This is a genomic window from Streptomyces tauricus, assembly GCF_014650955.1.
Classification (GTDB): Bacteria; Actinomycetota; Actinomycetes; order Streptomycetales; family Streptomycetaceae; genus Streptomyces; species Streptomyces tauricus.
The window spans coordinates 45,210-67,042 of the sequence record NZ_BMVY01000015.1 but is presented as its reverse complement, the minus strand read 5'-3'; the positions used below and the strand labels follow the sequence as shown (position 1 = coordinate 67,042).

General features: G+C 68.0%; 19 protein-coding genes. 4 read left to right on the top strand and 15 right to left on the bottom strand.

Annotated features, from left to right (window positions below; translation table 11 throughout):
* The first annotated feature begins 280 nt into the window (after positions 1–280).
* Together IE278_RS22900 and IE278_RS22895 are read left to right on the top strand one after the other, a co-directional pair.
* Positions 281–1,048 (top strand): helix-turn-helix domain-containing protein, encoded by a 768-nt coding sequence (locus IE278_RS22900; protein WP_189775112.1) that lies wholly within the window; start codon positions 281–283, stop codon positions 1,046–1,048.
* On the top strand, positions 1,048–1,521 hold the full coding sequence (locus IE278_RS22895) for an NUDIX domain-containing protein (RefSeq protein ID WP_189775111.1): 474 nt from the start codon (positions 1,048–1,050) through the stop codon (positions 1,519–1,521). Before IE278_RS22900 ends, IE278_RS22895 begins: the two co-directional genes overlap by 1 nt.
* Here the strand turns inward: IE278_RS22895 and IE278_RS22890 are convergent.
* The 3 genes from IE278_RS22890 to IE278_RS22880 form a co-directional block, all read right to left on the bottom strand.
* Positions 1,509–2,078 (bottom strand): HD domain-containing protein, encoded by a 570-nt coding sequence (locus IE278_RS22890; protein WP_189775110.1) that lies wholly within the window; start codon positions 2,076–2,078, stop codon positions 1,509–1,511. The genes IE278_RS22895 and IE278_RS22890 overlap by 13 nt on opposite strands.
* A gap of 11 nt (positions 2,079–2,089) precedes the next feature.
* Positions 2,090–2,536, bottom strand: a complete 447-nt coding sequence (locus IE278_RS22885; protein ID WP_189775109.1) for a GntR family transcriptional regulator — start codon at positions 2,534–2,536, stop codon at positions 2,090–2,092.
* A gap of 167 nt (positions 2,537–2,703) precedes the next feature.
* Entirely contained in the window at positions 2,704–3,732 is a 1,029-nt protein-coding gene (locus IE278_RS22880; RefSeq protein ID WP_189775108.1) for a DNA cytosine methyltransferase, read from the bottom strand.
* Positions 3,733–3,901: 169 nt separating this feature from the next.
* On the opposite strand from IE278_RS22880, the gene IE278_RS22875 reads away from it, so the two are divergent.
* Positions 3,902–6,007, top strand: a complete 2,106-nt coding sequence (locus tag IE278_RS22875; protein WP_189775107.1) for an ATP-binding protein — start codon at positions 3,902–3,904, stop codon at positions 6,005–6,007.
* 311 nt (positions 6,008–6,318) lie between these two features.
* On the opposite strand, the gene IE278_RS22870 is transcribed toward IE278_RS22875, so the two are convergent.
* The 11 genes from IE278_RS22870 to IE278_RS22820 form a co-directional block, all read right to left on the bottom strand.
* Complete coding sequence (locus IE278_RS22870) at positions 6,319–7,497, bottom strand: SUKH-4 family immunity protein (protein WP_189775205.1); 1,179 nt, start codon at positions 7,495–7,497, stop codon at positions 6,319–6,321.
* Positions 7,498–7,767: 270 nt separating this feature from the next.
* Positions 7,768–8,304 carry an AAA family ATPase gene (locus tag IE278_RS22865; protein WP_189775106.1) on the bottom strand — a complete coding sequence of 179 codons (537 nt, stop codon included), beginning with the start codon at positions 8,302–8,304 and terminating at the stop codon, positions 7,768–7,770.
* 70 nt (positions 8,305–8,374) lie between these two features.
* Positions 8,375–10,684 (bottom strand): xanthine dehydrogenase family protein molybdopterin-binding subunit, encoded by a 2,310-nt coding sequence (locus IE278_RS22860; RefSeq protein ID WP_189775105.1) that lies wholly within the window; start codon positions 10,682–10,684, stop codon positions 8,375–8,377.
* The gene (locus tag IE278_RS22855; protein ID WP_189775104.1) at positions 10,681–12,294 is read right to left on the bottom strand and encodes a 2Fe-2S iron-sulfur cluster-binding protein; all 1,614 of its coding nucleotides are present in this window, start codon (positions 12,292–12,294) and stop codon (positions 10,681–10,683) included. The genes IE278_RS22860 and IE278_RS22855 overlap by 4 nt, the downstream gene beginning before the upstream one ends.
* Positions 12,291–13,184 carry an FAD binding domain-containing protein gene (locus IE278_RS22850; protein ID WP_189775103.1) on the bottom strand — a complete coding sequence of 298 codons (894 nt, stop codon included), beginning with the start codon at positions 13,182–13,184 and terminating at the stop codon, positions 12,291–12,293. Before IE278_RS22850 ends, IE278_RS22855 begins: the two co-directional genes overlap by 4 nt.
* A gap of 277 nt (positions 13,185–13,461) precedes the next feature.
* A complete protein-coding gene (locus tag IE278_RS22845) occupies positions 13,462–15,180 on the bottom strand; it encodes a beta-N-acetylhexosaminidase (RefSeq protein ID WP_189775102.1) in 1,719 nt (572 codons plus the stop codon).
* 1 nt (position 15,181) lies between these two features.
* Entirely contained in the window at positions 15,182–16,006 is an 825-nt protein-coding gene (locus IE278_RS22840; protein ID WP_189775101.1) for a carbohydrate ABC transporter permease, read from the bottom strand.
* 128 nt (positions 16,007–16,134) lie between these two features.
* Positions 16,135–17,181 (bottom strand): carbohydrate ABC transporter permease, encoded by a 1,047-nt coding sequence (locus IE278_RS22835; protein ID WP_246570536.1) that lies wholly within the window; start codon positions 17,179–17,181, stop codon positions 16,135–16,137.
* Positions 17,178–18,491: an extracellular solute-binding protein gene (locus IE278_RS22830; protein ID WP_189775100.1), complete on the bottom strand. Its 1,314-nt coding sequence runs from the start codon at positions 18,489–18,491 to the stop codon at positions 17,178–17,180. The genes IE278_RS22835 and IE278_RS22830 overlap by 4 nt, the downstream gene beginning before the upstream one ends.
* A 339-nt stretch (positions 18,492–18,830) precedes the next feature.
* Positions 18,831–19,142, bottom strand: a complete 312-nt coding sequence (locus IE278_RS22825) for a DUF3039 domain-containing protein (protein ID WP_189775099.1) — start codon at positions 19,140–19,142, stop codon at positions 18,831–18,833.
* A gap of 29 nt (positions 19,143–19,171) precedes the next feature.
* Positions 19,172–19,744 (bottom strand): YqgE/AlgH family protein, encoded by a 573-nt coding sequence (locus tag IE278_RS22820; RefSeq protein ID WP_189775098.1) that lies wholly within the window; start codon positions 19,742–19,744, stop codon positions 19,172–19,174.
* A gap of 251 nt (positions 19,745–19,995) precedes the next feature.
* Here IE278_RS22820 and murA point away from each other — a divergent pair, with 251 nt between their 5' ends.
* On the top strand, positions 19,996–21,342 hold the full coding sequence (murA, locus tag IE278_RS22815) for a UDP-N-acetylglucosamine 1-carboxyvinyltransferase (protein ID WP_189775097.1): 1,347 nt from the start codon (positions 19,996–19,998) through the stop codon (positions 21,340–21,342).
* Positions 21,343–21,456: 114 nt separating this feature from the next.
* Here the strand turns inward: murA and IE278_RS22810 are convergent, their stop codons facing one another.
* A complete protein-coding gene (locus IE278_RS22810) occupies positions 21,457–21,738 on the bottom strand; it encodes an HU family DNA-binding protein (RefSeq protein WP_007382399.1) in 282 nt (93 codons plus the stop codon).
* Positions 21,739–21,833 lie beyond the last annotated feature (95 nt).

Sequence of the window (21,833 nt, the reverse complement as noted above, 5' to 3'; positions counted from 1 at the left end):
GTCGTATCTGTGGTGGATCACGCTGTGGAGTTGTTGTGCTCGCTCGGTCGCCGGAGCGACCTGAACGAGAGGAACATGTATTACGTGTTCCTCATCTTGCAGAGGGAAGTTCGCCCCGTCAAGCCCTTCGGCTGGTTGGAGTTCGCGCACCCCTCGCGCTCGATGTACCTACAGCGTGGCGCCGACAGCGCCGACGTTCGACTTCGCACCTGTACGACCTGGGTCGTTCTTGGTTAGCGTGAAGTCGTACCAAGTCGTCCCAAGCAAGCGGAGGTTGGACGTGGCGAACGAGCGACTGCGTGGCGCGATAGTCGACTTGGGCCTAACCCTTGATGAAGTCGCAGAACGGCTGGGGGTCTCGGCCAAGACAGTCGAACGCTGGATCAACGACCCGGAGCGCAAGCCATATCGCCGCTTCCAGTACGCGACGGCCTCACTCTTGCAGTGCGAAGTGTCGTACCTCTGGCCGGACGAACGGACATCGGCCGAAGTGACAGCTACCGGCAACGCAGAGTTGGTCAGGCTGTATCCGCACCGGTCCGTCGTCACGCCGACCCTTTGGACGAACCTGTACGCCAAGGCAACCCGACAGTTTGACCTACTGGTGTACTCCGGGTTCTGGCTCACCGAGGACGCGACGTTTCATCGCATCGTGAAGGAGAAGGCGGCCGACGGGGTACCCGTCCGCCTCATGCTGGGAGAGCCCACCTCACCCGCCGTGGCCGTGCGCGGCGAGGACGAAGGGATTGGGGAGGCGATGGCGGGCAAGGTTCGAAACGCCCTGGTCAACTACAGCCCACTCTTCGGTCTCCCCGGTGTCGAGTTCCGCTTGCACTGCACCACGCTCTACAACTCGATCTACCGTGCCGATGACGAAATGTTGGCGAACGGCCACCTCTACGGGGTTGGCGCCTACATGGCCCCGGTGCTGCACCTGCGACGTGTCCCGGGCGGTGAACTCTTCGACGCCTACGCTGAGAGCGTTGAGAAGGTGTGGCAGTCGGCCCGTCCGATCTCGTCACCGGCCGACTGGGAAGGCACGAACTGATGAGCCGAATTGACTACTTCCGTGACCCGAATGCCCCTACGGCCAACTCTGTGGTCCCCTCCGTGACGGCGGTGGTCCGAGACGACACGGGGCGGCTGTTGCTCATCCACAAGACCGACAACGACCTTTGGGCCCTGCCCGGTGGCGGCCACGACATCGGCGAGCGCATCGCGGACACCGTCGTTCGTGAGGTGCTGGAAGAGACCGGTATCAACGTTGAGGTAGACAACATCGTCGGGCTATACACCGACCCTGAGCACGTGTTGGCGTACGACGACGGCGAGGTACGGCAACAGTTCTCCATCTGCTTCCGTGCTCACCAGGTCGGCGGGTCCCTGCGCACGAGTAGCGAGTCGAAAGAGGTCCGCTGGATTGATCCGGCGGACCTTGACGAGCTGGACATCCATCCTTCGATGATGCTGCGCATCCGGCATGGTCTTGATGACGCGCGGCGTGAGCCTTACCTCGGCTGACCACCCGCAGGGACTTCCGCCATCCGGTCTCCCACGCGCTTCGACGCTGCGTGGATCTCGGGGGCCGCTCGTTGGATGAATCGACCGACGATCGTGTCGGGGCCGTATCGCTTGACGATCTCGTCCAGCCGCTCAGACGGTGTCGTCTGCGTCCCGTCCGGCGTCGTCGTCATGTCGCAGTAGAGCAAGGCGTCGACCAGGTCGGGGCGCTCTAGCTCGAACTCACTCTCAAGTTCCTCGCGAAGTCCGCGTTCCTCCGCTTCCAGCAAGGCGCAGGAGTGATGGGCCACAAGGCGAACAACCCGTTCGTCCGCGCCTTCCTGATCCCTGAGGAACCGCGCACCGTCCAAGGGATGGAAGCCCGTGGTGGCGATGGCCGGCGAATAGCCGATGTCATGGAGCACGGCGGCGGCTTCCAGCAGCTCCGCATCGTCTCGCAGGATCGGGCTCAGGGAGCGAGCACGCTTGGCGACCCCTAGCGAGTGCTCCCACCGGCGCGGGAGCGGATCGGAAAGCAACGATTCAGAGAGCGTGTACGCCCACTCAGTCAGTCCCATGGCGGTCAAGACTACGACCGCGCGGTGCGAGTCGGGAGGGCACGCACGGTTCGCCCCTTGCCATGCACGGTGGCAAGCAGGCCGTTTCCCTCCATCTGGGCGAGAACACGGCGCACTGCGGTCCGAGACGCACCGAACCGCTCACACAGTTTCGCTTCGGACGGGTACGTGTCCCCCACCGAGAGGGAGTCCTCTTTGATCACGTCCGTCATGCGCTCCGCGAGCGACCGGCGGTCGCCTCCCCTGACCACGCGCCACCCGATCCCGGGGGCAGACTCGACAACCCCGTCAGCTTCGAGCACCTTGAGCGCGCGCCGGATCGTGTTCCGGGAGACGTCGTGCGAGTTCATCAGGTCGGCCTCTGACGGCAAGGTGTCGCCACCCTGGTCCGCCTGAATCTCGTTTCGCAGCGTCTCCGCAATGATCAGGTAAGTTCCGCGCGGACTGGCCTCCGACACTTCAACTCCTCTTGATTCACGACATCACCCGATGCCAGGGTCCCACGATCACGCCTAGGGACGGCGACGTAGTCGCGGCGACGGCCGGGCCCCACCCTTCCCCATCGCTCACTTCCTATAGGGTCGAAAAAAGGCGGCGAGTCCGAGCAGAGCACACACTCAGGCCATTAGGAATTCAGCGTCCGCAGTACGGTCTCTCCAAGAACAGACGCCATGCGCACGGGGACGGCATTTCCGATCTGCCGCTCAATGGAACCGTAGTCCCCCTGAAAGTCATAGTCCGACGGGAACGTCTGCAATGTGGCGGCTTCCCGCAAGGTGATTCCGCGATGCTTCTCAGGGTGGACGAACGTTCCACAAGCAGGAGTAGTACAGCGGGTGGTCATCGTTGGCGCAGGAGAATCCCACTTGATGCGACCATACGAAGCAAGGGCATGTTTTGTACCAACCTTCTTGTGGCAATCGAGCTGGTGTTCCTCTGGGAGGTCTAGGCGCCCTCCACCAACAGGGATGGCCTCAATTCGACGCTGAACCTTGTCAGAGCTTTTCCGATAGCGGTCTAGCGGGTCGTCTGCCCTATTGGCCGCTTCCAATTCGGAGAATGCAGTCCTGACCGACACAGAACCGCGCAGGTCAGGAATGAGATCGGCAATATCCTGGGGGAGGTTCCGCCGCTTCCCTCTGAGAGCGAGCATAATTAGACGACGCCTGCGTTGCGGCACAGCAAAATCGGAAGCTACGAACCGATAAACCATTGACACGTAACCTAGAGAATGAAGCGAGTCCCGCACATATTGGAGGCGTGCGTCTTTTCCCAGCCCAAGTACATTTTCCAATAGAACGGCCTGCGGCATCAGTGCACGCACGAATCTGACAGTATGCAAAACGAGATCGTTACGCTCATGGTCCATCAGCCCCTTGCCAGATGCAAGCGACGAAAACCCCTGACAGGGCGGGCAGGTCTTAAGCAGTGTTAATTCACCGGAAGCTAACCCCAACTGCCTGCGCATCTTGGAAGCCTGTAGCGAGCGGATATCCGTCTCCCACAGGTGCGAACCAGGATGGTTCTTGGCATGTGTAGCAGCCGCATCGGAGTCGATCTCGACCGCGCCCAGGACAGAGAAGCCAGCTCCCACGAGCCCCTGGGTGGCTCCGCCGGCTCCTGCGAAGAGGTCAATGGCAGTTGGCTTTGTCACGGCTGGATGTTAGCTCAACGTAGTGCCTCGTGACCATGGTGTGCGCTCCCCGCAACCCGCGTGCGCCCTAGGCAAGGTGACGAAGCGTCATGCAAGATGTCGTGCCCACCGCCGCAACCGCTAGGGGGACATGATGTCGGACTCGTCGAACGGCCATGAGCAGCTTCCCATGACTGCCCCGGCTGAGCCTGAGCAGTCAGCCGCAGCCTCGCCGAGCAGTGAACCTGCACCGGTCTACACGATGCGCATCAGCCGGCTAACGATTGACAAGCTCGGCATCAAGCTCTACGACCGAGTTTCAGCTGTCTTGGCTGAACTCATTGCCAACTCCTACGACGCGGACGCAGAGGACGTTACGGTCACCTTACCCTGGGGGGCTTTTCTATTCGACCCCAAGGCTCCTCATCTTTCTGCACAATATGAAATCACAATTGCCGATGACGGTCACGGCATGACCCCTGCCGAGATAAATCATCACTACTTGACCGTGGGCGCAGACAGGCGCACTCGCACGGGTAGCGACAAATCCCGTGAAAAGAATCGTCCAGTAATGGGCAGAAAGGGCATTGGCAAACTTGCCCCATTCGGTATCTGCAAGACCGTGGAAGTAATCTCTGCTGGCGGCGATAAAACCGACAATGGATACCTCACCTCTCACCTAATCCTTCACCTCCCTGACATGCTCGCGGATACGGAAAAGGACTATCACCCCGAGATTGGCGAGTCGGACGGAACCTGGTCGAAGAACCATGGAACCACTATCAAGTTGAGGGACTTCTCACGGAAGCGCGTTCCCAGCAGGGATGAGCTGAACAGGCAGCTTGCCGGACGATTCGGCCTTGAACGCAGCGACTGGCGGGTCTGCGTCAAGAATGCCTCCTCTATGACCGATCAGTTCACACTCGGACAACTCAAGATCGACCTCATGGAGGGCACTCGAATCGATCTCGCCGATAGGCCGGTTCCTTTCGAATCTTCATTCCTCCCGGTAACCGGCTATGTCGCCTATAGCGAAAAGGCCTACAAAGACACCAACATGGCCGGCGTCCGCATTTACGCCCGCGGCAAGTTCGTGGCTCAGACAATGGATTTCGGAATTGCCACGGGCTTTCATGGAGAGTTCAAGCTGCGCAGTTACATCGTCGGTGAACTTCACGCCGAGTGGCTGGACGAAGACGAAGATCTTATCCGATCTGACCGTCAGGACATCATTTGGTCATCAGATCTGGGAGAAGCGCTGAGCACGTGGGGTCAGGCATTGATGCGTGAGCTTGCGAAACGCAGCGAGGAACATGCCAGGCGCGAAAAGCAGCGTTTTTTCATGGAGAAGTCGCAACTAGAAAAGCGGCTGATCGAGACTGCGCCATCCGATCCAGTGTATCGCGACTCCGTGAAGGAAGCTGCGGCTCTTCTGGTTCGGGACGCCGACAGAGATTCACTGAAGGATCCTGAGCACGTAGAACGCCTTAGCAATCTTGCCATTTCCCTCGGGCCTCACCGTAGCCTGCTCCAGGCACTAAGGGAAGTCGCCGATACAACCGAAACCACGGTGGATGCCGTTATGGATCTTTTCCAGAAAGCTCACATCGCGGAAATGTACTCCCTCGGGCAGGTAGCGGCGGAACGGCTAGAAGTTGTGGCCAAGCTGGAAGCACTGATTGCAGACAACAGAACACTGGAGAGGCCACTTCAAGAACTCATCGAACGGGCACCGTGGCTCCTCGCTCCCGAGTGGACTCCATTGGGCATGAACGAATCCCTCAAACGAGTCAGGGCAAGTTTCGAGGCTTGGTACGCCAAGGCGTTCGGCACCACGATCAGCACTACGGCGATTGAGCGCAGGGCGAAGGAGCCTGATTTTGTCCTGCTTCACGACTCAGGGATCCTCTGGATTGTAGAAATCAAGAGGCTCGGCTATAAGCTCACCGACGCGGAATTCCTAAACGCAATGAACTACCTAGATTCATTGCGTAACTTCCTTGACGAAAATCCTGAACTCGGTCGTCAGTTCCCGTACCGCAAGCTGACATTTGTGGTCGATCATATCGACAGACTCAACTCAGTATCGGCCTCTTCGCTTGAGAGCGATCCGAACGTCTCCCGAAAGACTTGGCACGAGGTACTAGATTCCACCAAACGTGCCCACAAAGATTTCCTGGAACTGGTCGAGTCAACCGCAGGTGGGTGGACTCCCGTCACACCTCAGACGGCCCCACAGGTCGTTGCACCGCGGCGCCCGAGCGACGACCCAGCTCAACCAGAGCTTGAGGCATGACAACTCCGCACCTCATATGAGGCCGTGTACGGCCTCATACGCAGGCCGGACCCGTCTCAGTTTCCGTCTCGTTCATCGACGTACGCGACCGTCCAGAGCCGTTCACAGAGCCTTGCCGATTGCTGCACACGTACGAGATTGAACGCCCTTGAACTCCCCCGGATCAACCCCTGATCGGCTGGGACAAACCTGCAAAGCGAGGCACGTGGGTTCAATTCCCGCCACGGCCTCTGGTTCGGTGTCGGGGTCGGCTGCCTTCGGGTGGTCGGCCCTGACGCGTGAGAGCGCCGTTCAGGGCGTCCCGGGGGCCGTCAGAGCACCCCTCCCGCCTCGTCCTGGAACATCTCCGTCCAGTAGTGGCGGCCGGCCTCCGCAGAGGCGCCCGTCGGGTCGACCGTCGCGAGGGTCTGGGTCATCGTCGTGGCGAGCTGGTCGTAGGCCTCCTCCGTCAGTTCGTGGGACAGGGACTCGTCGATCGTTCGCTCGCGGTGGAGCAGCCACAGGGTGAAGGCGAGGGTCGAGACGTCCGTGTTCAGGGCGTGCAGCGTGGCCTCGGGCTCGTTCCAGTCGAGGATCGCGCCCGTCTCGCCGTCGACGACCAGGCTGTTGTCCTCGATCAGGTGGCCCAGGCGTATCAGGTGGTCGGCGTCCCGCGGGAGTCGGTCGGGCGTGAACACGTGCGGACGCTCGTCCTCGTAGTACTCGGCGAGCGTCGGCAGCGGCACGTCCGTGTCCAGCTGGAACAGGAAGCCGTCCTCGGGCAGGCCCGTCTCGCGCAGGAAGTGCCGCGTCGGCTCGTGCGCCAGCGCCGCGGGGAAGTCGACGTCCTCGAAGCGCACCACACGGCCGTGCCCGAACGCCTGGTCCAGCAGGCGGGCGGGGAGGTCCAGGGTGAGCGCCGTGTCGGCCGGCGGGCCCGCGACGAGGGCCAACGGGCGGATCAGCGCGGCCATCTTCCAGAACGGCGGGACCTCGCCGTCGACGCCCTCCTCGAACAGCGCCAGCAACTGCCGCGACATCGCGTTGACGGCCTTCGGGCCGAACCGGCCCTCGTAGGACGCGAACTGGCCGCTCCTCGCGGACATCTCGTCCGTCGCCGTCACGAAGTCCGTGAGCGTCCGGAGCGACGGCGCGAGCGGGACGCGGTCCATCAGGTCGGGGCGGTCGTGGAGGAGGAACGTGGTGGACACCTCGCCCGTCGCTCCGTCGAGCAGGACCGACTCCGTCTCCAGGCCGGCGGGGTCGCGCAGCGCGCCGATCACCAACTGGTCGCGCAGGTCCGACGGAAGGGCTGCCGGGTCCCCCGTCGAGTCCGCGACCGACCGCAGTCCGTCCTCGCGCAGGGCATCGAAGGTCAACAGGCCGTTGTCGCCCGGCAGTCCGGGCCCCGTCAGCCAGCGCCGCGTCGGTGTGTGCGTGACGTACGGGTCCAGCGCGTCCTCGTGCAGAGTGATCGTCCCGGTGCCGGCGCCTGTGCCTGTGCCGGCCATACCGCCGGTGCCGTTGCTGATGTCGTTGCCGATGCCGGTGTCCGTCGTGCTCATCGTTCCCCCGCGGATCGTTGTTCACAGTCCCCCGGCAGGACCGGGCCGGGCGGCTCGCGGCCCTGCGCGCGGGCATACCGCCACGCACACCCAGGCATCCGGGCACGCCTCGAAGCACCCGGAAATAGGCCCGCCGCCCAGCGGTCCTCCCCCACTGACCAGAACACTACCGGGCACCACTGACAACACCCCGAGAACGCCCTGACCAGCAGCTTCTCAGCGGATCCTGGCCTTTTCCCGGCCTGCCAGGATCGCGTCCACCGTCTGCCCCGCGGTCTGCTCGGAGGTGTCCAGCCACAGCCCGACGCGCGGGGTGTCCGCACGCAGTCCGCGGTCGAGGTCGGCGACCGTCCACGCGCCGTATCCGGTCTTGGCCCGCCCGGCCTCCCGCTCCGCCACGGCCTCGGGATTCGGCGCCAGCACGACGACGTACAGGGGCCGGGTGCGCACGAGTTCGGTGTACGCCGTCAGGTGCGCGCCCAGGACCACGTCCTGGACGACCGCGGTGAAGCCCGCCCGCGCGTACGTGTCCGCCGTGGCCGCCGACAGCCGGTACCGCAGTCGCAGCTGGGCCTCCGCCTCGCTCTGCGGCCCCGCTCCGGGCTCGTACTCCGCGCGGCCGGTGACGAGCATCCGCCGGAAGACGTCACCCCGTACGTGGGCGGCCCGTGGCAGTCGCTCGGCCAGCGCCTGCGCGACCGTGGACTTCCCGGCGGCCATGATGCCGGTGATCAGGACCACGCCCTCCAGCATCGCCCCCGGCCCCCGCCCTGTGTCCTAGCCCTGTGCCCTGTGCCCTATGCCCGGAAGGACGCGCGCCGCGTCACTGCGTCGCCGTCACCACGGCCGCCTGCGGCCTTATCGGCAGCCGGTTCACCGGGCGTCCCGTGGCCGCCCGCACCGCGGACGCGACAGCCGCGGGGGACGTGACGACCGGTACCGCGCTGACCGCCTTCGCTCCGAAGGGCGCGACCACGTCGCGCTCCTCGACGAGCTTGACGATGCGGATGTCGGGGGCGTCGAGGGCGGTCGGCAGCGAGTACCCGGTGAGGTCGGGGTGGCGGACGAGCCCGCGCGCGGTGCGCAGGTTCTCCGTGAGGGCGGCGCCGATGCCCTGCGTGACACCGGCCTCGATCCGGGCGGTGAGCTGCGCGGGGTTCAGGATGCGGCCCACGTCCTGGGCGAGCGCCAGTTCGACCACCCGCACCGAACCCAGTTCGATGTCGACGTCCACCACCGCGCGGATCGCGCAGAAGGCGAGGCCCACGAAGGCGTCGCCCTGGCCCGCGCCGTCCAGCGGCTCGGTGGGGTGCGGGCGGCACTGCGCGGTCGCCCACAGCTCCTTGCCGTCCATCGCCTCGCTGACGGTCGTCGACAGCACGCCGTCGTACGAGGTGATCTTGCCGTCGGTGATCTGGAGCAGCTCGGTGGACATGCCGAACTTGTGGGCCAGGGGCTGCAGGAGTTGCGTACGGACCATCTTGGCGGCCCGTTCGACGGCGCCGCCGGACACCCAGGTGTGGCGGCCTCGGCAGCTGGGTCCGGCCGGAGGCTGGTCGGTGTCCACGGAGGCCACGTGGACCTCTTCGATGCCGAGCGTCTCCTGGACGATCTGCCGGGCCAGCGTGGTGAAGCCCTGGCCGGTCTCCACGGCCGCGCAGAGCACGGTCGCGATGCCGTCGTGGACCTTCACGGTGGCCGTCGAGACCTCGTCGGTGCCCTCGGCGCCGAGCATGTGGACCATGCCCAGGGCGTAGCCCACGCCGCGTCGTACGGCGCCGGGTTCGCCGGCGCCCTCGGGTCCGCCGGGGAGCAGCCACTCGTCCTCGGGGGTGTCCTTGGGGAGGGCGGGCAGCGGGTACTCCTGGACGGCCTGGAGCAGTTCGGCCACGGGGGCCGGGCAGGTGACGGTCTGGCCGGTCGGCAGGACGTCCCCGGTGGCCAGTACGTTGCGCAGGCGCAGGTCGGCCGGGTCGACGCCGAGCTTCTTCGCCAGCTTGTCCATCTGGGCCTCGTAGGCGGCGCAGACCTGCATGGCGCCCTCGCCGCGTACGTGTCCTGAGGGCGGGTTGTTGGTGCGTACGGCCCAGCCCTCGATGAAGGCGTTCGGGACGACGTAGGGGCCGCAGGCGAAGGAGACGGCGGCGGCCAGGGCCTCCGAGGAGGTGTCCGCGTACGCGCCCGCGTCGAGGAGGATCTGCGCCTCGACCTTGACCAGCCGGCCCTCGGCGTCCGCGTGGTGGCGGTAGCGCAGCAGCGTGGGGTGCCGGTGGACGTGCCCGAGGAAGGATTCTTCGCGCGTCGCGGTCAGCTTGACGGGGCAGCCGGTCTTGAGGGCGAGCAGCCCGAGGGGGAGCTGGAAGCCCTGGTCCTCGCGGTCGGCGGTGGCGCCGGGCACGCCGGTGACGACGACCTTCACGCGCTCCGGGTCCAGTCCGTAGCAGGCGGCGGCCGTGTCGCGGTCGGTGTGCGGGTCGGTGGAGGCCACGTAGAGCTCGACCCCGCCGTCGGGGCGGGGCACGGCGAGACCTGCCTCCGCGCCGATCGGGGCCGGGTCCTGGCGGCCGATGCGGTACAGGCCCTCGACGACGATGTCACCGGCCGCGTCCGGGTCTCCGTGGCGCAGCGGGATGTGCCGGATGAGGTTGCCGTCGGGGTGCAGGGGTTCGGCTTCGAAGGCCTGCTCCGGGTCGGTCACCGGGTCGAGGATCTCGTACTCGACGATGACGGCCGCGGCGGCCATGCGCGCGGTGTCGGGGTGGTCGGCGGCGACGGCCGCGATGGCCTCTCCGTGGTGGCGCACGACGTCGGAGGCGAACACCGGGCGGTCGGCCCTGCCGCGGCCGAGCAGCGCGGTGCCGGGCACGTCCTCGTGGGTGATGACGGCCTGTACGCCGGGCATCTCGCGCGCGTGGGTGGTGTCGACGGACAGGATGCGCGCGTGCGGGTGCGGTGATCTCAGGACGGCCGCCCACAGCAGGCCCTCGGCCCACAGGTCCGCCGCGTACGGGAAGGTGCCCTCCGTCTTGGCGCGGGCCTCCGCGGACGGCAGGGACACCCCGAGGCCGTGCGGCGGCGGTTCCGGCGCGGTGCCGGGCTGCGCGGTGGTCGCGGTGGCGGTGTCGTTGCTCACGCCTGGCCTCCGTCCTGGCCGTACGGCTGCTCGTGGGGCTGGCTGGGCTGGTGGGGCTCGAACGCGGACGGGTTGACGCCTCCGGCACCGGGGCCCGCCTGGTGCGGGATACGGGCCTCGTCGCCGTCCGGAGAGCTCTCGGCGGCCGCGTGGGCCTCGCGCTCGGCCACGACGTCGCGTACGGCGTCCAGGACGCCCCGGTAGCCGGAGCAGCGGCACAGGTTGCCGCACAGGGCCTGGCGGGTCTCCAGGTCGGTCGGCGCCGGGTTGCCCTCGAGGAGGTCGTGCACGGTCATCGCCATGCCCGGGATGCAGAAGCCGCACTGCACGGCACCGCACTTGGCGAGGGCCCGCTGGACGTCGGAGGGCTGCCCGTCGGTGGCCAGGCCCTCGACGGTGCGCACCTCGCTCCCCGCGGCGGTGACGGCGGGTACGAGGCAGGACGCGACGAGGCGGCCGTCCACCTGGACGTTGCAGGCGCCGCACTCGCCCTGCGAGCAGCCGTCCTTGGCGCCCGCGAGGCCGAGGCGCTCGCGCAGTACGTACAGCAGCGATTCGCCGATCCAGGCGTCCGTCACGGGTCGCTCGACGCCGTTCACCCGCAGGACGTACGAGGCGAGGGGGTGGTCGTTGTGCGGGGCGATGCCCTGGGGGTCGTCGGACCCGGACTCCTCGGCGGCGGCGTCGGTGTCGGTGTCGGTGTCCGTGAAGGATCCGGCGGACGCGGCGTCCGGGGTCTCCTCGCCGGGCTCCTCCGTGGAGGCCGTTTCCGGCTCGGCGGCGTCGTCCGCGTACTCCTGGTGGTCGTGACGGGACGCGGCCCCGTGCGCCTCCTCGCGTCCGTCGTCGCGTCCCGGATCGCGCTCCACGGAGACGGCGATCTCGTCGGCGTGCGCTCCGGAGACGTCGATGATCTCGGCGGCGCCGTGCTCGGCGGGGGCGTGCGACCCGGCCTCTCCGGCGGGCGGCTGCTGCTGGGCCCACGGCTCGTCGGCCCAGGGCGCCGCGGCGCCGCCCGGCAGCGTGGCGGGCGGATTGCCGCCCCACTGCTCGACCAGCGAGGACGTGGTGAACTCACCGGACTCGTCCGGCAGATCACCGTCGGCGACGGGGATGGACCACTGCCCGGTGACGTCCTGACCGGAGGCGTCGTGCCCCGTCGCGCCGTGTCCGGGCGCGTCGTGTCCGGGCGGGCCCTGGTCGCCCTGTGCGGGCTGGTCGAAGGTCCACTGGCCGGTGGCCCCGGGGTGGTACGAGAACTGGTCCTGAGGGGCCTGCCGGTGCTCTTCGGGGAGGGCGTTCGGGTCGGGCCACCGTACGTCCTGCTGCTGTCCGGGAGCGGCCGCGTCGGGCGGTGCGCCCCAGGAGCCGGTGGACCCCGGGTCGTTCTCCGCACCCGTGCCGGGCGCGACCGTTATCGGCGGCGGTACGTAGCCGTGGCCGGGCGCGGCGAGCGGCGAGTCCGCGAGGAGGGCGTCGATGCCCCCTTCGGGGAGCTTGACGAAGGCGGTGGCGCCGTCGTCGTAGTCGCCCTGGGGCAGCGGGTCCCAGCGGCTGCCCGCGCGGGGCGCGCCCTCACCGTGCTGATCTCCGTGCTGGTCGTCGGTCACGACAGCGCCCTCCCCAGTGCTCGTCGGGCCAGCGCGGCGACGGTACGCCGCAGGTGCAGTACGGCGGGCGGCAGCGGCGGTACGGAACCGTCCTCCTCGGGGGCCGGATCGGGGATGCAGGCCGCGGCGACGTACTCGCCGAAGGCGGCCAGCGCCTCGGGCACGATCGCGCGGTTGTTGTCCCAGTCGATCAGCGAGGCGACCCACTGCTCGGCGTCCAGGGGCCTGAGCGGCATCGGCGCTATGGCGCCCACGGCGCACCGCACCCCGCGCCTTGCGGGGTCGAGGACGAGCGACACGGAGGCGATGGCGCGCCCGGGACCGGTCCGTCCGGTCGCCTTCAGGAAGACCTGCGGGGCGTGCAGCAGCGGCACGCGCACGTACCCGATGAGTTCGCCGCCGCGGAGCATCTCCATGCCCGCGAGCAGGTGCGACACGGGGATCTCACGGCGGGCGCCGCCCGGGCAGGCGATGATGAGGGTCGCTTCCAGCGCGGCCAGCACCGGGAGCGCGTCCCCGGTGGGGGACGCCGAGGCGATGTTGCCGCCCAGGGTGCCCGCGTTGCGGATCTGCGGCGGTCCGGCGGCCCTCGCGGCGGCCGCGAGGGCCGGGATGAGGGCGGCGAAGTCGGGGCGCCCCATGCGGGCGTGGGTGAGGCCGGCGCCGAGGAGCGCGTGGCCGTCCTGGTACTGCCAGCCGCGGATCTCGCTGATCCGGCCGAGGCCGACGAGTGCGGCGGGCCTCAGCTGCCCGGAGTTGACGGCGGCCATGAGGTCGGTGCCCCCGGCCACGGGAACGGCGGCGGGCATGGCTGCGAGCGCCGCCACGGCCTCGTCCAGTGAGGCGGGCAGCGTCACGGCGTGCGCCGCCTGCGGTGCGTGCGTGGTCAAACCGGCTGCCCCTTCCCGCTGCCCCACCTGGTCCCACCTGTGTTGCCGTACGGTACGTGCTGACAGGGCGGACGTGGCAACTCTGGCACATCTTCCCGGTTCCCCGACGCGGGGGTCCGCTAGGAGGCATTCCTACCCGCCATCAGCGGATGGTCCGTTTTCGCACCACATCGACCGGCAGAGCCAATTGGCGGTTTTCGTTGCCCCTTGGGTGTCTTTCTCCGCAGAGGCCACCGTCCCAGGGTGCCGCGCCGGACGACACCCCCCGGGAGCCGCCTCACACGTTCGGGGGCGGCCCCTCGATCGGGCGTCCGAGCACTCCGGGGCGCCGCTGCCACGGCAACGGCCCGGCGGGCGGCCGGTAGGCGACTCCCAGGGCGTCAAGTCGCGCGTAGTGCGCGGTCATTCGCTCCTCGAAATCCGCGAAGTCGCGTTCCGCGGGCGGGGGCAGGGCGCTCCAGGCGACCTCCGCGAAGGCCACGAGCCGCGGGAAGGCCTGGTAGTCCACGCGGGCCCGGTCCTCCATCACCTCGGTCCACAGGTTGGCCTGGGTGCCCAGCACGTGCCGCGCCTGAGCGGGGGTCAGCTCCGGTGGAACGGGCTCGAAGCGGTAGACGTCCTCCAGGGTGCGCACGAACCCGATGGGCACCGGCTCGTCGGGGCCTTCGGCCTGCCGGTGGTCCAGGTACACCTGCTGCTCGGGGCACATGACGACGTCGTGGCCGGCCCGCGCGGCCGTGATGCCGCCCTGGTAGCCGCGCCACGAGGAGACGGCGGCGCCCGGGGCGAGCCCGCCCTCCAGGATCTCGTCCCAGCCGATCAGCCGGCGCCCTCGCGTGCTCAGCCACGTGTCGAAGTGGCGGATGAACCAGGACTGCAGCCCGTCCTCGTCCACGAGGCCCAGTTCGGTGATCCGCGCCTGCGCCGCCGGGGACGCCTTCCACTGGTCCTTGGCGCACTCGTCGCCGCCGACGTGGATGAACTCGGAGGGGAACAGGTCGAGGAGTTCCTCGAAGACGCCCTCGTAGAACCGGAGGGCGTTGTCAGTGGGTGCGAGTACGTTTTTGGAGACGCCCCAGGTGTCCCAGACGGAGAGGGAGCGCGTGTCGATGACATCGGTGTTGCCGAGTTCCGGATATGCGGCGATGGCGGCCTGCGAGTGCCCCGGGATGTCGATTTCGGGGACGACGGCGATATGCCGTTCGGCGGCGTACGCGACGATCTCGCGGATGTCGTCCTGGGTGTAGAAGCCCCCGTGCGGCTTCTCCTCCCAGTGGGGCGAGGCGCGATGACCGAATTTGGTGCGTGCCCGCCATGATCCGGTCTCCGTGAGCTTCGGATACCGCTTGATCTCGATACGCCAGCCCTGGTCGTCCGTGAGGTGGAAGTGGAAGACGTTGAGCTTGTGCGCGGCCATCAGGTCGAGTTGGCGCAGGACGCCGTCCTTCGGCATGAAGTGCCGCGAGACGTCGAGCATCAGACCGCGCCAGCCGAATCGTGGTGCGTCCTCGACGGTCCGGTTCGGGACGGCGTACGTGACGCCCGGCCGGACGGGAGCCCTCCGGAAGGCTTCCGGGCCGATGAGCTGACGCAGTGTCTGGGCTCCCCAGAACACTCCGGCGCTGCTTCCGCCGCGGATCTCGATGCCCCTTTCGGCGTCGGCGTCGAGTACGTACGCCTCCGGTCGCAGCGTCTCGTCGATCCGCAACCGCACGGTGTTCGGGGCGTTTTCCGCACCGGCCGCGTTCTCGGTACCGGCCGCGTTTTCGGAAACAGCCGTGTTTTCGGGAGCCGGTGGCAGCGAAAGTCCCAGGGCGGCGCCGAGGGTGAGGCGCAGCCAGCGTTCGGTGGCGCCCGTGCCGGGGCCGGCCCACAGGGTGGTGTCCGCGCCGAGCGGGACGCCCGGGCGGGCGGACTCCCGCACCGAGCGGGGCGCCGGGATCACACCGGGCGAGGTGCCGGGCGAGGTGGGGCCGTCGGTCGTCGCGTCGCTCACGTCAGTCCTTCACCGCGCCGCCGAGTCCGGAGACCAGGCGCCGCTGTACGAGTACGAAGAAGATCAGCACGGGGATCGTCATCACCGTGGAGCCGGCCATCACGCCGCCCCAGTCCGGATCGTCGGGCTTGTAGAAGACGAGGAGGGCCATCGGCAGCGTGGACTGCGAGGTGTCGCTGATGATGAAGGATTTGGCGAACAGGAAGTCGTTCCAGGCGGAGATGAACGAGAACACGCTGGTGGCGACGAGCCCCGGAAAGACCAGCGGGAAAAGGATCTGCCACAGGAACCGTGTCCGGCTCGCCCCGTCGATGTAGGCGGCCTCCTCCAGCGCCTCGGGGACGGCCTTCACGAACCCCCGCAGCATCCAGATCGCGAAGGGCAGCGAGAAGGCGATGTGCGGCAGGATCAGCGCGCCCAGTGTGTTGAGCTGACCGAAGTCCCGCATCTGGAAGAAGAGAGGGATCGTCAGTGCCTCGATCGGCACCATCTGCGCGACCAGGAACATGATCAGCAGGGTGGTCCGGAAGCGGAAGCGGAATCGTGTCACGGCGGTCGCGGCGAGAAACGCGATGAGCGCCGAGACGGCGACGACGGTGACCGCCACGACAAGACTGTTGAGGAAGTAGCGGCCGAATTCCTGCTGCCCGAAGACGCGTCGGAAGGAATCCAGCGACGGGGAGAGCGTCCAGGGCCGCGGCTGGGTCGACTCGATCTCCCCGGCCGGTTTGAAGGCGCTGAGCACCATCCAGTAGAGGGGGAATGCGACCACCGCGGCGATCAGCAGTGCCGAGACCTCGGCGGCCAGCCGCCAAGGCCGCCGCACGGAACGGCGTACGAGATTTCGGACGAATCCCGGGGGCTGTACGGGACGTGCGGGACCCGCGGATCCCGGCGAACTCGCCGCCGCCGCAAATTTCCCGGACGGCGTGGATTCCCTGGACGTCACGGAACTCACAGCTCTTCCCCCTGTCTGCGCAGCAGCCTCAGATATACGAGCGTGACCGCCAGCAGAATCAGCAGCATCACCACTCCGATCGCCGACCCGAGGCCGTACTGGGAGGACGCGAAGGCCTTTTGGTAGGCGTAGACGTTCAGGGTGAGGTTCTGGCCCGCGATGCCGCCGCCGTTCGTCATGACGTAGATCTGCGTGAAGACCTTGAAGTCCCAGATGACCGACTGGATGGTGACGACCACGAGGATCGGGCGGAGCATCGGCGCGAGCACCGAGCGCCAGATCCGCCACTGGGAGGCACCGTCCAGGGAGGCGGCCTCCAGGACCTCGGAGGGCACGGCGCGGATTCCGGCGTACACCGTGACCATCACGAACGGGAAGGAGCACCAGACGACTTCGAGCAGGACGAGCGCGAAGGCGCTGTACCGGCCGTACGTCCAGGAGTGGTCGCCGAGTCCCAGGATCCGGTTGACGGGGCCGAAGTCGGGGTCGAACAGGAGCAGCCACACCGTGGACCCGGTGACCGCGGGGGTCGCCCAGGCGCCAAGCGCGGCCAGCATCAGGGCGAGCCGCGGTACGGCACGGACACGTGTCAGGAGGACGGCGAGCGCGCAGCCGACCGCGAGGGTCGACACGACGCACGCGCCCGCGAACACCACGGTGGCCAGCAGCACCTGCCAGAACTGCTCGTCCCGGAAGAGGGCCGCGTAGTTCCCGAAGCCCTGGAAGGACGTCGGCTCGCCGCCGCTGACCTGGGCCTGGGTGTACTCCAGGAACGAGATCAGCCCGAGCTGGTAGACGGGGTAGACGAGCAGGCCGCCGATGACGACGAGCGCGGGGGCGAGGTAGAGCCAGGGCGTCCAGCCGCCACGGGCGAGCGGTGATCTGCGGCCGGCCGGGCCGCCGCGGCCCGGCCGGGGGGTGCCCCGGCCGGCGCCCGACGGGGCGCTCTTCACCGGTTCGGGTCCGACGGCCGTGGAGAGGGGCCCCGGGGCGGCCGCCGCCACCCCGGCCCCCGGCAGCGGACGGTCGGTCATCCGGCTCATCCGGCGGAGCTGAACGCGTCGTTCATCTTCTTGGCCGCGTCCTTGGAGGCGGCCTCCACGTCCTTACGTCCGCTGACGACCTCCTGGAACATCGTCGGCAGGACCAGGGACGCGTCGATCTGCGACCAGGCGGGCGAGGCCGGGACGAACTTGGCGCCGGCGCCGAGGGTCTTCACGAAGGGCTCCACGAACGGCTCGCGCTTCGCGACGTCCTGGCGCACGTCCGTGAACGTCGGCAGGAAGCCCATCGCGTCGAACAGCGCGCCCTGCGTCTTCTTCGACGCGAGCTGTTCCATCAGGTCGACGGCGAGGGTGCGGTGGGTGGTGCTCCTCAGCACGCCGAGGTTGTTGCCGCCCGCGAAGGCGGGCGCGATCTCACCGGACTTCACCCCGGGCAGCGGTACGACCTTGTACTTGCCCTTGACCTTCCCCGCCTCGATCGCCGCGTGGCTGAAGTCGCCGCCGATGGCCATGGCCGCCTTGCCGGAGGCGAAGGCGGTGACGGTGTCGTTGCCGCCCATGCCCGCGCACTTGGCGGCCGGACAGTTGTCGTCGCCGAAGAGCGAGGTGTACGCCTTGATGCCCTTCTGGGCCGCCGCGCTGTCGATGGTCGAGGCGTACGAGCCGCCCTTGCCCTCGGCGATCTCGCCGCCGTTGGACCAGATGAACGGCATCGCGCCGTACGTGTAGGCGCCGCCGACCGCGAGCCCGTACAGGTCCGGCTTCGCCTGCCGGATCTCCTTGGCTGTGCTGATCAGCTCTTCCTGGGTCTTGGGTACGTCGAGGCCCAGGTCGTCGAATATGTCGGTGCGGTAGTAGAGGGCGCGGACGCCGACGAAGTACGGGGCCCCGTAGATCTTGCCGTCGACGGTGACGGACTGCTTGGCGGTCGGGTCGGTGTCCTTGGACTCGCTCCAGTCCGTGAACTCCTCGCTGACGTCCGCGAGTCCGCCATCCTTCACGTAGCCGGCGGTGTCCGTGTTGCCGTACTCGATGAGGTCGGGCGCGCTCTTGGGGTCGTTGAAGGCGGCCTTGATCTTCTCGGCGCGGGTCTCGACGGGGATGTACTGGACGTCGACCTTCGTGCCCTTGTGGGCCTTCTCGAAGGCGGTGACGACATCGTCGACCACCTTCTCCTTCGGCGCGTTGGTGACCTCCTGGAAGAGCCACACACGCAGGGTGCCGCTCTTCTCGTCCTTGCCGCCGGAGTTGTCGGACGACTCGGGGGCGCAGGCGGTCGCCGTGAGCCCGGCGACGACCAGCGCGGCGATCGGAGCGGCCATACGGGCGGAGAGATGTGCGAGCTTCATGGGGGCGTCCTCCGAGGGCGCGTTGCAGCATCTGCAATGGTGGTTTTGCGCTGCACAACACCCGGGAGGCTATGGAGTACATGAACATGCCCACAAGAGGTCTCAACCACTCTGTGACCGGCGGAAGCACTCCGTGCAACGGGCGGGCGGGACAAAGCCCCCGGATACGCCGCATACGCCTGAGCGGCCCGACCCGCCGATCACTCGACGGCGGAGCCCCCGGGAGCCGACCGGGCATGACAGAGCCGCGGCACCCGCATCGGGGCGCCGCGGCCGTACTCCGTCACGCTCCGCCCACGCGGAACCCGCGCCGGTAAGCCCACGGGGTCCACGGGGGCGCTACTTGCCGCCGTCCTTGCCCTTGCCGCCGCCCTTGCCGTCGTCGCCGCCGGCGCCCATGGACTCGTAGATCTCCTTGCACATGGGACAGACGGGGTACTTCTTCGGGTCCCGGCCCGGGACCCACACCTTGCCGCAGAGTGCGACGACGGGCGTACCGTCGAGCGCGCTCGCCATGATCTTGTCCTTCTGGACGTAGTGGGCGAAGCGCTCGTGGTCCCCGTCGCCGTGCGACGTCTGCGGCGTCGGCTCTACGAGGGTCCCCGTCCCAGTGCCTCGCTGGGGCTGGGTCTCAGGCTCAAGAGTGCTCATAAACGCAAGAGTACTGAAGCTCGGGGACATCAGTTGAGCGAAGGGTCGTCCGGGTACGTGGCCACCATCGCCAGTTCGTTGCGCTGACGGCGCAGCACCTCGCGCCACAGCCGTTCCGGAGCGGGCGAGGAGACGTCACCGGGCTCGGACTCGACGACGTACCAGGCGCCCTCGCTCAGTTCGTCCTCCAGCTGCCCCGGCCCCCAGCCCGCGTACCCCGCGAAGATCCGCAGGGAGCCGAGCGCCGAGGCGAGCAGCTCCGGCGGGGCCTCCAGGTCCACGAGTCCGATCGCGCCGTGCACCCGGCGCCAGCCGAGCGGCGCGCGCTCCCCGGAGGCGCCCCCCGGGATGACCGCCACGCCGAGCGCCGAGTCCAGGGAGACCGGGCCGCCCTGGAACACGACCCCGGGCTCCCCCGCGAGTTCCGCCCAGCCCGCGAGGATGTCGCCCACGTCCACCGGCGTGGGGCGGTTGAGGACGACGCCCAGCGAGCCCTCCTCGTCGTGGTCGAGGAGCAGCACCACCGCGCGGTCGAAGTTGGGGTCCGCCAGGGCGGGTGTGGCCACGAGCAGCCGCCCTGTGAGCGAGGACACCTCGGTCATGCGAGACATGATCCCGCATCTGCCCCGCGGACGGGGAGGCAATACCCGTAACCGCGTGAATGCAGGCCAGGGCGCAGGGGTGCAGGTGGAGCGCACGGTGGGGCCGGTGACCCCTCGTGTCCGATTAGGCACGGTTCGTGTTGTGGCAAAGCTATGACGTGTCTGAGAACCCCTTGGGCTTACTGAAGGGGGGTGGGCGGCCATTACCCTTGCTTCTTCGCCTCTGTCCCACCAATCGGAACGCGAGATACATGACCGTCAACGGCTCAGACGACGTACTCCTTGTCCACGGCGGAACCCCGCTGGAGGGTGAGATCCGTGTCCGCGGTGCGAAGAACCTCGTGCCCAAGGCCATGGTTGCCGCACTGCTCGGCAGTGCTCCGAGCCGGCTGCGCAATGTCCCGGACATCCGTGACGTGCGGGTCGTACGCGGACTGCTGCAGCTGCACGGGGTGACGGTCCGTCCGGGTGAGGAGCCGGGCGAGCTCATCATGGACCCGTCGCACGTGGAGAGCGCCAACGTCGCGGACATCGACGCCCACGCGGGCTCGTCGCGTATCCCGATCCTCCTGTGCGGCCCGCTGCTGCACCGCCTCGGCCACGCGTTCATCCCGGGTCTCGGCGGCTGCGACATCGGCGGCCGGCCGATCGACTTCCACTTCGAGGTGCTGCGGCAGTTCGGCGCGACGATCGAGAAGCGCGCGGACGGCCAGTACCTGGAGGCTCCGCAGCGGCTGCGCGGCACGAAGATCGAGCTGCCGTACCCGTCCGTCGGCGCGACCGAGCAGGTGCTGCTGACGGCCGTCCTCGCGGAGGGCGTCACGGAGCTCGCGAACGCGGCGGTCGAGCCGGAGATCGAGGACCTGATCTGCGTCCTGCAGAAAATGGGCGCGATCATCGCGATGGACACCGACCGCACCATCCGCGTCACGGGCGTCGACAAGCTCGGCGGTTACACCCACGCGGCCCTGCCGGACCGCCTGGAGGCCGCCTCGTGGGCTTCCGCGGCCCTGGCGACCGAAGGCAACATCTACGTCCGCGGCGCCCAGCAGCGCTCGATGATGACGTTCCTCAACACCTACCGCAAGGTCGGCGGCGCCTTCGAGATCGACGACGAGGGCATCCGCTTCTGGCACCCCGGCGGCCAGCTCAAGTCGATCGCGCTGGAGACGGACGTCCACCCGGGCTTCCAGACGGACTGGCAGCAGCCCCTCGTGGTCGCCCTCACGCAGGCCACCGGCCTCTCCATCGTCCACGAGACGGTGTACGAGTCCCGCCTCGGCTTCACGTCCGCGCTGAACCAGATGGGCGCGCACATCCAGCTCTACCGCGAGTGCCTGGGCGGCTCGCGCTGCCGCTTCGGCCAGCGCAACTTCCTGCACTCGGCGGTCGTGTCGGGCCCGACGAAGCTCCAGGGCGCCGACCTGGTCATCCCCGACCTGCGCGGCGGCTTCTCGTACCTCATCGCGGCGCTGGCGGCCCAGGGCACGTCCCGGGTGCACGGCATCGACCTGATCAACCGCGGCTACGAGAACTTCATGGAGAAGCTGATCGAGCTGGGCGCGAAGGTCGAGCTGCCGGGCAAGGCACTGGGCTGACAGTCAGCCCGGCCGGCGTTTGAGGCCGTCTTCAAGCAACCACGATGGGGCGGCACCCGGAAGTCCGGGTGCCGCCCCATCAGCGTTCTCAGCGAAGCGCTAAGCGCTAAGCGCTTACTTGCCCTTGGCGGCTTCCTTGAGCTTGCTGCCCGCGGAGACCTTGACGCTGTAGCCGGCCGGGATCTGGATCGGGTCACCGGTCTGCGGGTTGCGAGCGGTACGAGCGGCACGGTGGGTGCGCTCGAAGGTCAGGAAGCCGGGGATGGTGACCTTCTCGTCGCCCTTGGCGACGATCTCACCGACGGTCTCGGCGAAGGCGGCCAGAACGGCGTCGGCGTCCTTGCGGGTCACCTCGGCACGGTCGGCCAGCGCGGCCACCAGCTCACTGCGGTTCATGTTGTTACTCCCGTGTTCTTCTTGCCGTTGAGGCGTGCCACGCGGCGGAGCCGCATCTCGGGCACGTCGAAGCCGATGCTGCCAGGGTCCTCGGC

What these genes read in the sequence shown, in the direction of transcription:
- IE278_RS22865 (WP_189775106.1), bottom strand. Translation starts at nt 8,304, where the DNA reads ATGCTGGAGGGCGTGGTCCTGATCACCGGCATCATGGCCGCCGGGAAG.
- IE278_RS22830 (WP_189775100.1), bottom strand. Translation starts at nt 18,491, where the DNA reads ATGAAGCTCGCACATCTCTCCGCCCGTATGGCCGCTCCGATCGCCGCG.
- IE278_RS22875 (WP_189775107.1), top strand. Translation starts at nt 3,902, where the DNA reads ATGACTGCCCCGGCTGAGCCTGAGCAGTCAGCCGCAGCCTCGCCGAGC.
- IE278_RS22835 (WP_246570536.1), bottom strand. Translation starts at nt 17,181, where the DNA reads ATGAGCCGGATGACCGACCGTCCGCTGCCGGGGGCCGGGGTGGCGGCG.
- IE278_RS22810 (WP_007382399.1), bottom strand. Translation starts at nt 21,738, where the DNA reads ATGAACCGCAGTGAGCTGGTGGCCGCGCTGGCCGACCGTGCCGAGGTG.
- IE278_RS22820 (WP_189775098.1), bottom strand. Translation starts at nt 19,744, where the DNA reads ATGACCGAGGTGTCCTCGCTCACAGGGCGGCTGCTCGTGGCCACACCC.
- IE278_RS22825 (WP_189775099.1), bottom strand. Translation starts at nt 19,142, where the DNA reads ATGAGCACTCTTGAGCCTGAGACCCAGCCCCAGCGAGGCACTGGGACG.
- IE278_RS22895 (WP_189775111.1), top strand. Translation starts at nt 1,048, where the DNA reads ATGAGCCGAATTGACTACTTCCGTGACCCGAATGCCCCTACGGCCAAC.
- murA (WP_189775097.1), top strand. Translation starts at nt 19,996, where the DNA reads ATGACCGTCAACGGCTCAGACGACGTACTCCTTGTCCACGGCGGAACC.
- IE278_RS22890 (WP_189775110.1), bottom strand. Translation starts at nt 2,078, where the DNA reads ATGGGACTGACTGAGTGGGCGTACACGCTCTCTGAATCGTTGCTTTCC.
- IE278_RS22870 (WP_189775205.1), bottom strand. Translation starts at nt 7,497, where the DNA reads ATGGCCGGCACAGGCACAGGCGCCGGCACCGGGACGATCACTCTGCAC.